Origin of the sequence: Streptomyces sp. NPDC051020 (assembly GCF_040683105.1) — a bacterium.
Classification (GTDB): domain Bacteria; phylum Actinomycetota; class Actinomycetes; order Streptomycetales; family Streptomycetaceae; genus Streptomyces.
In genome coordinates, this window is the sequence record NZ_JBFBCG010000018.1 from 94854 (window position 1) to 106730 (window position 11877).

9 protein-coding genes and 1 pseudogene are annotated in these 11877 nt (G+C 71.8%); 8 read left to right on the plus strand and 2 right to left on the minus strand.

Going from position 1 to position 11877, the window contains the following annotated elements:
* Positions 1-14 precede the first annotated feature (14 nt).
* The 4 genes from ligA to secD all read left to right on the plus strand — a co-directional run bounded on the left by ligA (position 15) and on the right by secD (position 6264).
* On the plus strand, positions 15-2129 hold the full coding sequence (gene ligA / locus AB0N06_RS12775; protein WP_366134696.1) for an NAD-dependent DNA ligase LigA: 2115 nt from the start codon (positions 15-17) through the stop codon (positions 2127-2129).
* Positions 2130-2312: 183 nt separating this feature from the next.
* Positions 2313-3143: a rod shape-determining protein gene (locus tag AB0N06_RS12780; protein ID WP_366134697.1), complete on the plus strand. Its 831-nt coding sequence runs from the start codon at positions 2313-2315 to the stop codon at positions 3141-3143.
* A 290-nt stretch (positions 3144-3433) separates the two neighbouring features.
* The gene (locus tag AB0N06_RS12785; RefSeq protein ID WP_366134698.1) at positions 3434-3907 is read left to right on the plus strand and encodes a hypothetical protein; all 474 of its coding nucleotides are present in this window, start codon (positions 3434-3436) and stop codon (positions 3905-3907) included.
* Between the two features lie 53 nt (positions 3908-3960).
* Entirely contained in the window at positions 3961-6264 is a 2304-nt protein-coding gene (secD, locus tag AB0N06_RS12790) for a protein translocase subunit SecD (protein WP_366134699.1), read from the plus strand.
* A gap of 124 nt (positions 6265-6388) precedes the next feature.
* On the opposite strand, the gene AB0N06_RS12795 is transcribed toward secD, so the two are convergent.
* Positions 6389-7198, minus strand: a complete 810-nt coding sequence (locus AB0N06_RS12795; protein ID WP_366134700.1) for a helix-turn-helix transcriptional regulator — start codon at positions 7196-7198, stop codon at positions 6389-6391.
* Positions 7199-7259: 61 nt separating this feature from the next.
* On the opposite strand from AB0N06_RS12795, the gene AB0N06_RS12800 reads away from it, so the two are divergent.
* On the plus strand, positions 7260-7565 hold the full coding sequence (locus AB0N06_RS12800; RefSeq protein WP_358858558.1) for a 4a-hydroxytetrahydrobiopterin dehydratase: 306 nt from the start codon (positions 7260-7262) through the stop codon (positions 7563-7565).
* Positions 7566-7733: 168 nt separating this feature from the next.
* Positions 7734-8478 (plus strand): annotated as a pseudogene (locus tag AB0N06_RS12805) (class I SAM-dependent methyltransferase).
* A 418-nt stretch (positions 8479-8896) separates the two neighbouring features.
* On the opposite strand, the gene AB0N06_RS12810 reads toward AB0N06_RS12805, so the two are convergent.
* Positions 8897-9751: an NmrA family transcriptional regulator gene (locus AB0N06_RS12810; protein WP_366134701.1), complete on the minus strand. Its 855-nt coding sequence runs from the start codon at positions 9749-9751 to the stop codon at positions 8897-8899.
* Between the two features lie 81 nt (positions 9752-9832).
* Here AB0N06_RS12810 and AB0N06_RS12815 point away from each other — a divergent pair, with 81 nt between their 5' ends.
* Both AB0N06_RS12815 and AB0N06_RS12820 read left to right on the plus strand, forming a co-directional pair.
* Entirely contained in the window at positions 9833-10804 is a 972-nt protein-coding gene (locus tag AB0N06_RS12815) for an AraC family transcriptional regulator (RefSeq protein ID WP_366134702.1), read from the plus strand.
* 21 nt (positions 10805-10825) lie between these two features.
* Entirely contained in the window at positions 10826-11755 is a 930-nt protein-coding gene (locus AB0N06_RS12820; RefSeq protein WP_366134703.1) for a class I SAM-dependent methyltransferase, read from the plus strand.
* Positions 11756-11877: the final 122 nt, after the last annotated feature.

Genomic DNA, 11877 nt, shown 5'->3' on the forward strand with positions numbered 1-11877 from the left:
TGGTGGACGGCAGGATGGTGCCCATGACGAACTCAGCTGTTGTGCTCGCCGATGCCGCCTCCTACGCCGCCGCGGTCGAAGAAGCGTCGGCGGCCGCCGCGGCGTACTACGCCGCAGGCGAGAGCACGCTCGACGACGACGCGTACGACCGGCTGGTGCGCGGGATCGCCGCATACGAGGAGGAGCACCCGCAGGACGTGCTGGCCGCCTCGCCGACCGGCAAGGTGGCCGGCGGCGCCGCGGGCGGGGACGTACCGCACACGGTGCCGATGCTCTCCCTGGACAACGTGTTCTCCGCCGAGCAGTTCGCCACCTGGACGGCGTCCCTGGAGCGCCGGATCGGCAGACCGGTCGATGCGTGGAGCGTGGAGCCCAAGCTCGACGGGCTCGCGGTCGCAGCCCGCTACCGGTCGGGCCGCTTGGAGCGCCTGATCACCCGGGGCGACGGCACGGCGGGCGAGGACGTGTCGCATGCAGTCGGCACCGTCGTCGGGCTCCCGGAGCAGCTCGGCGAGCCGGTGACGATAGAGGTCCGCGGCGAGATCCTGATGACGAACGAGCAGTTCGAACAGGCCAACACGGCCCGCACCGAGCACGGCGGCGCCCCCTTCGCCAACCCGAGGAACGGCGCGGCGGGAACCCTCCGCGCCAAGGACCGCCCCTACACGGTCGAGATGACGTTCTTCGCGTACGGCGCCCTGCCACTGCCCGAGTCCGGCGAGCTGACCGACACGCTGGCCGGACTCCCGCACAGCGAAGTCCTCGGGTACGTCGCCGGGCTCGGCGTGCACACCGCGGCCGACACGGACGTGGCGCCGCGCACCGTCACCACGGTCGATCAGGTGCAGGCCCGGGTCGAGGAAATCGCCGCGCTGCGCGCCTCGTTGCCGTTCGGTATCGACGGCATCGTGATCAAGGCCGATCTCGCGGCCGACCAGCGCGAGGCCGGTACGGGCACCCGGGCGCCGCGCTGGGCCATCGCGTACAAGCTCCCGGCCGTCGAGAAGGTCACCCGGCTCCTCGGCGTCGAGTGGAACGTCGGCAGGACCGGCATCATCGCCCCGCGCGCGGTGCTGGAACCCGTCGAGATCGACGGATCGACTGTGAGTTACGCCACGCTTCACAACCCCGCCGACATCACCCGCCGCGATCTGCGCCTGGGTGACCGGGTGATGGTCTACAAGGCCGGCGACATCATCCCCCGCATCGAGGCACCGGTCGCCCATCTGCGGACCGGCGACGAGCAGCCCATCGTCTTCCCCGAGACATGTCCGCAGTGCGGTTCCGAGATCGACACGAGCGAGCAGCGCTGGCGCTGTGTCCGGGGCCGCGACTGCCGCCTCGTCGCCTCCATCTCGTATGCGGCGGGCCGCGACCAGCTCGACATCGAGGGCCTCGGCGCGACCCGCGTCGTCCAGCTCGTCGATGCCGGCCTGGTCACCGACTTCGCCGATCTCTTCACCCTTGAACGCGAGCAGCTGCTCGGCCTGGAGCGGATGGGTGAGACGAGCACCGACAACCTCCTGGCCGCCATCGAGACGGCGCGTACCCGCCCGCTCTCCCGGGTCTTCTGCGCCCTGGGCGTACGGGGCACGGGGCGTTCGATGTCGCGGCGTATCGCCCGCTACTTCGCCAGCATGGACCGGATCCGCGCCGCCGACGTCGACACGCTCCAGCGGGTCGACGGCATCGGCAAGGAGAAGGCCGCCGGGGTGGTCGCGGAACTGGTCGAGCTCGCCCCGCTGATCGAGAAGCTGGTCGCCGCCGGAGTCACCATGGTGGAGCCCGGCGCGACGCCGCCGCCGGAGCCGGGCGAGGAGCGCACGGACGCGGCTGCCGTCGTCGCGGACGGTGAGACGGCGGCCGAAGGGCCGCTTGACGGAATGACCGTGGTCGTCACCGGGGCCATGACCGGGGCGCTGGAGAAGCTCTCCCGGAACCAGATGAACGAGCTGATCGAGCGGGCCGGCGGGAAGTCCTCGTCCAGCGTCTCCAAGCGCACCACGCTGCTCGTCGCCGGCGAGAAGGCCGGGTCCAAGCGCACCAAGGCGGAGGACCTCGGCGTGCGGATCGCCGCGCCCGACGAGTTCGCCACACTGATCGCCGAGTTCCTGCCGTCGGGGGCGTGAGGGGCTCACGCGCGGGCGCCCGTCCTCGAGGGCGGACGGGCGGGCGCGCCGAGCCCTTGGATTTTGCCTGAGAGTGGCTTTCTTTGCCTTCTTATTGCATAGTGAGGGCTCGGTCATGCCTCGCTATCGGCGAGCCGACGAGTGTGTGAACGGCTGCTGCGGCAGGCCGGGGGATGAGGGACGATGCATTCTCCGCACGACGGACTGCGACACGGCCGGTCCGTCCGCCAGGGATACCGCGGTGTCACCCGCGGACTCGCCCTCGACCTCGGCAGTTCCCGCACGCGCGCCTGGGTCCCCGGACTCGGCATCGTCACCGACGCCGACGCCGAATCCACCGACGATCCCCAGGGTGCGCGCGGCCACGGCCGTCCGGTCCGGCGCGGGCGCATCGTCGACCGCGAGTCCTGCGGCCGGATACTCAGCCGCATCGCCGACACGGCACTGGGCACCGACCGCAGCGAGACCCTGATCGTCCTCAGCCACCCGGTCCTCGCCGGGCCCGAACACCGCGCCGAGGCGCGGGAGCTCCTCGCCGCACTCGGGCCGACGAGCGTCATCGTGCTGAACAGCGCCAGGGCCGCCGCCGCATGCGGCGGGCCGCAGGACGGCGGCCCGCTGCTCGTCGTCGACATCGGCGCCGAGCTGACCGAAGTCACCCTCCTGGTCGACGGAATGGTCCGGGATGCCCGCGAGGCCGAGACCGGACTCAGCGACCTCGGACCCGCCGAGCCGCCCACCCCCGTCGTCCGCACCGCACTGGACATGATCATGGAGATGTGGCAGCAGGACCGGCACGGCGCGGTCCTCGGAGCCCTGCGCAAGGGACCGTTGCTCGCCGGAGGCGGTGCCCTGCGCCCCGACATCACCAACCGGATCGCGGTCCGCCTCGGGGTTCCGGTGCGGCTCGCCGACGACCCGGCCACCACGGTGGTCCGCGGCGCCGGGCTGATCCTCAGCTCCGCGCTCCGGCACGCCGCCGCGGCACCGGCCCTGCCCGGCCCGGCGAGGTGACCCCCTTCCCGGGGCCGCCCCCGGGGAACACACTCCCGAGAGGGCGACCGGACAGCCCGGCACACCGTACGGCGCGCCGAGGGCGCGCGACAGCGGCCCGTCAGGCCCTAGGCCCTGTCCGGCCGATCTTCGTGGGCCCGCGACGTCCGGCACGGCACCTCGCCGCGTTGTCGAAGTCGCCCGAGTACGCCCAGTACGAGGACGATCCTCCGCCTTGCGATCGCACGCACCAGACACCGCCGGGCCCGCCCTTCGGGCGGACGGCGGGACTTCCGACACACGCCCTGGTCGTGTTCCTCCTCGTCGTGCTCGCCGTCGTCGGCGGCGCGTCCGCAGCCGTCGCGGCCGCCGGAGCTGTAACCCCGCCACGCTCCCTGTCCGGTCCGTCGCCCGCCGCCGCGCACACGGCTGTCGTTCCGCCGTCCGCCCAGCACACCGACCGGACCACCCGCCCCGGCCACCCGCACGACACCCGGCAGACCGACACGGCCACGTCAGGTCACGACCGCACAGCTCTTCCGGCCGTTCCTCGCCCCTGGGTCGCCACCGACCACATCCGCATCCAGCACCAGCTGCCGCCGCCCGGCCCCGGCGGCGCCCTGCTGCCGGGGACGCCCGGCATCCTCGTACCCCTTCCGGCTCGGCAACGGGCCCCGGACACCCCCTCCTTCGCAGCCGATCCCCTCCGCGTGGCGCTCCCCGGCGTACGCGGCCCTCCGAGGACGGACCGTTTCCCCGGCCACCGTTCTGCTCGACAGACCTGACGCCGTGTCCTTGCCGAGGCGAGTGCGGCCGGCGTCCCTCTCGGAGGATTTCCATGACTCGCGCCACCACGGTGCGAGCGGTTCTGGCTGCGGCCGTGCTGCTCGTCTCCGTGCTCATCACGCTGACCATGTCACCCAGATTCGGCCTCGACCTTCAGGGCGGCACCAGGATGGTGCTCCAGGCCAAGGACTCCGCCACCACGAAGGCGGACCGGGAGAGCACCGACCAAACCCTTGAGGTGCTCCGCCAGCGCATCGACTCGCTCGGTGTCTCCGAACCGACCCTGACCCGGTCCGGAGAGGACCGGATCATCGTCGAACTGCCCGACGTCCAGGATCCGCGCAAGGCCGCCGAAGTCATCGGCAGGACCGCCCAGCTCAGCTTCCACGCCGTCCAGGGCCCCGGCACGGAACAGGAGAAGGGAAAGGCCACCGGGCTGACGCTGCCCGACGAGGAGGGCCGCCCTCTCGCCCTCGGCCCGGCCCGGCTCACCGGCGCGGGCGTCAAGGACGCCGCGGCCTCCTTCGATGCCCAGCAGGGCGCCGGCTGGACCGTTGCCCTCGACTTCCACAAGGGCGCGGGCCGGGACTGGACCCGGCTGACCGGCGAAGCCGCCTGTCATCCCGTTCAGGACGATCGGCGGAGGGTCGCGATCGTCCTCGACGACCAGGTGATCTCCTCGCCCCAGGTCGCCCCGTCCGTCGGCTGCAACGTCGGCCTTCCGTCCGGCTCCACACAGATCACCGGCTCCTTCGGCGCCGACGAGGCCCGCGACCTCGCGCTGCTCATCAAGGGCGGCGCGCTGCCCCTTCCCGTCGAGATCGTCGAACAGCGGACCGTCGGTCCGACGCTCGGCGCCGCCGCCATCGACGCCAGCGCCCAAGCCGCCCTCATCGGCGCCGCCGCCACAGCCCTCTTCATCACGTTCGTCTACCGGCTCTTCGGCGCCCTCGCCGCGGTGGCCCTGGCCGCGTACGGAGTCATCTCGTACGCCGCGCTGGTCGCTCTCGGCGTCACCCTCACCCTCCCCGGACTCGCCGGCTTCGTCCTCGCCATCGGGATGGCGGTCGACGCGAATGTGCTGGTCTTCGAACGCGCCAGGGAGGAGTACGCGGAACGTCCCGGCCGCTCCCTGCGCTCCGCGATGACCGCCGGATTCCGTAACGCCTGGAGCGCGGTCGCCGACTCCAACGTCACCACCCTGATCGCAGCCGGTCTGCTCTTCTTCCTCGGCTCGGGACCGGTCAAGGGCTTCGGAGTCACGCTCGCCATCGGTGTTCTCGCGTCGATGTTCTCGGCGCTCGTCATCGCTCGCGCCCTCACCGAGATCGCGTCCCGTTCGCGGTTCGTCAGCGACTACCGGGGTGTCAACGGCATTGCCCGCCCCGGCCGTGTACGGACCTGGCTGGCCCGCCGTGATCCGCAGCTGTTCCGGTCCCCCCGCCGCTGGCTGCTGATCTCCACGGCGCTGATCGCCGTCGCGGTCCTCGGTATCGTCGTACGGGGTGTCAATCTGGGCGTGGAGTTCACCGGAGGCCGGCTCGTCGAGTACTCCACCAGCCGGCCCGTCGACGTGGAGACCGCCCGCACTGCCCTGGCCGACGCGGGGTTCGGCGACGCCGAGGTCACCACGGCGGGCGCGGGCGACCTCTCCGTACGTACCGGGGACCTCAGCAACGACGAGGAGCACGCCCTGCGTGCCGCCCTTGCCGAGGAGGGCGGCCACACCACCAAGGTCCGCGACGAACTCATCGGACCCAGCCTCGGCGACGAACTGCGGCGCAACGCGCTGATCGCGCTCGCCATCGCCGTTCTCGTGCAACTCGGATATCTGGCGGTTCGGTTCCGCTGGACGTTCGCCCTGGCATCGGTCGCCGCGCTCGTCCATGACGTCATCATTCTGATCGGCGCGTTCGCCTGGCTCGGCCGCACCGTCGACGGCATCTTCCTGGCCGCCCTCCTCACCGTGATCGGCTACTCCGTCAACGACTCGGTGGTCGTCTTCGACCGGGTCCGCGAACTGTGGGCGAAGGCGCGCCGCGTACCCGTGGCGACCATCGCCAACCGCGCCGTCCTGCAGACCGTTCCCAGAACCGTCAACACCGGCATGGGCGCACTCTTCATCCTGGCCGCTCTCGCCGTGCTGGGCGGCGACTCCCTCGCGGACTTCGCGCTCGCCCTGCTCATCGGTATCTGCGTCGGCACGTACTCCTCGGTCCTGACCGCCGTACCGGTCGCGCTCACCCTGGAGAAGAGCAGCAAGGCCCCGCCGCCCGCCCGCAAGCGTGCCCCCGGGCGCACGTCACGCGCGGGGACGAAACGCCGGGACCCGCTCGACAACGGGGCGCGTGTGTAACCGCTTCGCGCTCCCGCAGCGTGCCGCCGCCGCCCAGCAGGGCGGCGGCGGCACACGTCGCGGCGGTCCTGTGTTCCGCACCCCGGTCACGGCACGATCCTGATTCCGACCCGGACACGGACCGTCAGGACGGGAGCGACTTCAGATACGCGGCGGTTTCCTGGTCGGCGGGCAGAAACGTCTCGATCGCCAATTCGGCCACCGTCACGTCCATCGGCGTATTGAACGTCGCGATGGAGGAGACGAATGAGAGCACCCGCCCGTCGTGCTCAATCACCATCGGCAACGCGAACGACAGTGCCGACGGCGGTCCCGCCGGCTCGTCCTGCCCGTCGGCGCTCTTCGGCAGGGGATAGGCGGCGACCTCCTCGTACAGCTCACGCAGCTCCGCCGAACGGGCCAGCGCGATCTGACGTTCCATCTGCGCCAGCAGATCGGCCCGCCATTCCCGGAGATTGCGGATCCGCGGAGCCACGCCCTCCGGGTGGAGGGTGAGCCGCATGGCGTTGAGCGGAGGTGCGAGCAGGTGCTCGGCCACCCCCTCCAGCATCATGGCGATACCCCGATTGGCGGCCACCACGTTATACGTCCCGTCGACGACGAGCGCCGGATACGGGTCGTACCCCCGCAACAGCTGCTCCATGCCCTCGCGCAGCGCGCCCATCGCGGGATCGTCGAGCGCGGTCTCCGCGTAACGGGGCGCATAACCGGCCACCACCAGCAGGGCATTGCGTTCCCTGACCGGTACATCGAGATGCTCGGCCAGCCGGAGGATCATTTCCTCGCTGGGGCGGGAACGGCCCGTCTCGATGAAGGAGATGTGGCGGGCCGAGGAGTCCGCGCGCAGCGCCAGCTCCAGCTGGCTCAATCGGCGCTGCTCCCGCCAGCTGCGCAGCAGTGGCCCTACCCCCGTGTCAAGCGCGACAGTTGTCATACGGAGACCGTAACGTCACCGGCACCGCCCATCGACATCGACCTTGTGAGGGAGCCGCACCATGCCCGCCGAACCATTGTCGCAGAAAGAGATCGAGGACCGGCTGCGCGAGCTGCCCGGCTGGGCGCTGGAGGGAGACCGGATCACCCGCAGATACCGGTTCCGCTCGCACTTCGCCGCCGCCGGACTCACCATCCATGTCGCGCAGATCCAGGAGGAGCTGAACCACCACTCCGATCTGACGCTCGGCTACAACACCGTCTCCCTGTCGGTGAACACGCACGACGCGGGCGGGGTGGTCACCGAGAACGACCTGGAACTTGCCGAGCGCGTGGAGGCGATTGCCGCGGGGCACGGCGCGGCGTGACGGAGCGAGGGCGCCGCGCTCGTCGGGGCGCCCCCGACCCGAATCGGGGGTGCGCGGCGAGTCGGCGCGTGTACGTCGGTTCAGCGGTGAGAGCCCAGGTGAACCGGCAATACACCCCCTGTCCTTATCTGTTCAGCGATACGGGGCGGCTGCCCTGCAGTCGCCCTCATGCTGGATTACAACGCTGAGGCGGCTGCATACGACGCGACGCGCGGCGGTGTGCCCCGGGCCGAGGCGGCGGCTCGCGCGCTGCTCGGGCTGGTCCCGGAGTCCGCCCGCACGCTGCTGGACATCGGCTGCGGTACGGGACTGGTCACCGAGCGGATGGCGCTGGCCCGGCCCGCACTGCGGGTGCTGGGCACCGATGCCTCGTACGGCATGGCACGGTTCGCACGGCAGCGGATCGGCGCCGTGGCGCTGGCCGACGCACGGCGGCTGCCGCTGCCCGCCGCCGCGGTCGACGCCGTGGGCACGGTCTGGCTGCTGCATCTGTTGCGGGGGGGCGGGTGACGTGCGGGCGGTGGTGTCCGAGGCGGCACGGGTGCTGCGGTCCGGCGGTGTGTTCGTCACCACGGTCGACAAGGACGCGGCGCACGACGTGGGCAGCGACATCGACGAGCTGTTCGCCCCGTACCTGCGTCCCAGCCCATCCGACCCCGAGGAACTGGTCGTCGCGTACGGGGTGGAGGCCGGGCTCGATGTGGTGGGGGAGAATCGATTCCTCGGACACGGGCAGGGGCGGACGCCGCGCAGTGCCGCGCATGCTGTGCGCGCCGGCTACTTCGTCTCACGTCTGGAGCTGCCGGGGGCGGCGGCGGACGAACTGGCGGCGGCGCTCCTGGCGCTGCCCGAACCGGACCGGCCGCGCCCCGAGCCGGAGTACCGGCTGCTGGCGTTCCGACGCAGGGGCTGAGGTCCCGCGGGGTCGGGGGCGTCCGGGACCGCATCGCAGGACCCCGAGTTCGTGGTGACGCCCTCGCCCGCGCGGGCGGCAGACTGCAGGTTCAGGCAATCCCCTGCGGGCGGGCTGCCTGAACCTGCCCGACAACGGTTTGGCCGTCCGTATCCCGCGCGTCATCGGGGCGCGCAGGCCGCATCGGGTCGCCCGCGTCGGTCGGCGGTCCGGCAGATGACCTCCTTGGACCGCCCGGCACATGGGGGTGGGTGAAGGAGCGGGACTGGGTGCGTGCAGCTGCCAGGCGGAGGAGGGAGGCAACGCGAAGGGGGCCCCACCCATGCCTTTCGGGCCATGGGGGAGTTGGTGACCGACGACAACGCCGCAGATGTGCGCACCCAGCCCCGCGACGCCGCCCCCCACGTGCCGGACGGTCTTACGCCACCGTCCAGGCCCCGTCCTCCGCGGCCTCCCGCGCGAACGTGCCGAAGTCCTTCGGAGCCCGCCCCAGCACGCGCTCCACCCCGTCCGTCGTGCTCGCGTTGTGACCGTCCAGCAGCGTCGTGAACAGTTCGGCCAGGAAGCCCGCTTCGGCGCCCGACATGCCGAACTCCTCGAGGACCGAAGCGTACTGAGGTCCCGTCACCGGCATGTACCGCACCTGGCGCCCCGCGGCCCGCGTGAGCTCCGACGCCACCTCGTCGAAGGTCAGAAGCCGAGGTCCGGTCAGTTCGTGCACCAGGCCCCCGTGACCCTCCTCGGTGAGCGCGGCGACCACCACATCCGCCAGGTCGTCGGCATCGACGAACGGCTCAGCGGTCCCGCCCGCCGGGAACACCACCTCACCGCCGAACACCCCGTCGAGCAGCGCGCCCTCGCTGAAGTTCTGCGCGAAGAACGCCGACCGCACGACGGTGAGCGTGGCCCCGGCCGCCGCCGCCCGCAGCTTCTCCTCCGCCACCACCGCCTGTGGTTCGCCCCGCCCGGAGAGCAGCACCAGCCGGTGCACCCCGTTCTCCACCGCGATCCGCCCGAAGGCCGCCATCGCCTCCGGGGCACCGGGCGCCGCCAGATCGGGGTAGTACGCGACGTACGCGGCATCCACGCCCCGAAGGGCGGGCGCCCAGCTCGACTCGTCCGCCCAGTCGAAGCGGACCTCGCCACCGCGCGAGCCGGCCCGTACCGGCACTCCGCGGGCGGCGAGCCGCTCCACCACCCGGCGGCCCGTCTTTCCCGTACCGCTCGTCACCAACACTGTCTCGCGCTTCACGTTCTCCGTGTTCCGTGTCATGACTCAAGCGTCGCGGGGAGGCTCCACGGGGACCATGCGCGAACCGCTCAGACCCCTACGCGTACGTCTAGGCTGCTGACCATGGACGCACTCGCCGGACTGCTCGACGGACCACGGGCCAGAGGCGCCTTCCTGCTGCGCATGGTGATGGAACCGCCCTGGTCCGTACGGATCGAGGACCGGGCGCCGCTCTGTCTGATGTCCATGACCCACGGTGAGGCCTGGATCGTCCCCGCAGGCGCGCCGGACCCGGTGCTGCTGCGGCCCGGTGACATCGCCATCGCCCGCGGCCCGGAGCCGTACACCGTCGCCGACACCCCCGGCACCGCGCCGCACGCCCGGATCGGCCCCGGCGGCGCCTGCGGCACCCTGCGCGGCGAGCCGCTCTCGGAGTCCATGCAATTGGGGGTACGGACCTGGGGTAACGCCCCCGACGGCGCGGCGAACATGCTCATCGGCACCTACCTGCTGGAGGGCGAGATCAGCAGGCGGCTCCTCGACGCGCTGCCCCCGCTGCTCCTCCTGCCCTCCGACGCCCGAAGCGACCCCCTGCTGATGCTGCTCGACGCCGAGATATCCCGGGACGAGCCGGGCCAGAGCGTGGTCCTCGACCGGTTGCTCGATCTGCTGCTCATCGCCGTACTGCGCAGCTGGTTCTCCCGGCCCGGGGCCGAGGGACCGGCCTGGTACCGGGCGATGGGCGACCCGGTCGTCGGACAGGCGCTACGGCTGCTGCAGAACGAACCGGCGCATCCCTGGACGGTCGCCGCACTGGCCGCCCGGACCGGAGTCTCGCGGGCCGGACTCGCCCGCCGCTTCACTGAACTGGTGGGGGAGCCGCCGATGGCGTACCTGACCGGCTGGCGCCTGGCCGTCGCCGCGGATCTGCTGCGGGAGACGGACGCCACCGTGGAGGCAGTGGCTCGGAAGGTCGGCTACAGCGGGTCGTTCGCCTTCAGCACCGCCTTCAAACGCGGCCGCGGCGTCAGCCCCCAGGAGTACCGGAGAGGCCACGGCTTGCCGAACCGGCAACAAAGTTCGCCACCTGCGTGAGGCCCGGCGAGGCTTGTCGGCATGACGAAGCACGCCGATCACGGCCCTCATCACAGCAGCAACCAGGACCGGCCCGACCGTACCGGGCACAGCCACCACCACGACACCACCGACCTCGACTGGGACGTCATGGGTCCGCAGCTGGAGCGGAACGGCGAGCTCAGCAGCCCCCAGTACGCGGCGGCCGCCCACTGGATCGCCGGACTGCCCACCGCCCCGCAGGTACGCAGGGTCCTGGACATCGGCAGCGGACCGGGTGTGATCTCCTGCCTGCTCGCCGAGGAGTTCCCCGAGGCCGAAGTCGTCGCCGTGGACAGCACTCCGGCACTCCTCGAGCGCACCCGGGCCCGCGCCCAACGCCTCGGACTCGGCGACCGCGTCCGTACCCTGCACGCCGAAATCCCCGACGAGCTCGCCAAGTTGGGAGAAGCGGACCTGATCTGGGCGGGCAACGCCCTGCATCACATGGGAGACCAGCGCGCCGTCCTCGCCGGCTTCGCCGGACTGCTGCGCAACGGCGGGACCGTCGCCCTCGTGGAGGGCGGGCTGCCGCCCCGTCAGCTTCCGCGCGACATCGGCATCGGCCGGCCCGGCCTGGAGGCCAGGCTCGACGCGATCACCGCGGAGTGGTTCGAGGAGATGCGGGCGGCGCTCCCGGAGGCCACGCGGGAGATCGAGGACTGGAGCGCCCTGTTCACCGCGGTGGGGCTGGCCCCGCAGGGCACTCGCAGCTTCCTGCTCGACCTGCCCGCACCCCTCTCCGGCCAGGCGCGCGACCATGTCATCGACGAATTTGCCCGCCGCCGCGAGATGTTCGCCGGGGAACTCGCCGCCGACGACCTCGCCACACTCGACCGGCTGCTCGACCCCGAGGACCCGGCCGGACTGCACCACCGCCCCGACGTCTTCCTGCTGACGGCGCGCACGGTCCACCTGGCCCGACGCGCCTAGGGCGTGTTTCGAAAGTCCCGCCTGCCAGGCGGCGTCTGGCACGCACGCTCGCTGCGTTGTCGGGCTCGCCCCGATACGCCCAGTATCGGGGCGACCCTCCGCCTTGCGATCGCACGCACCAG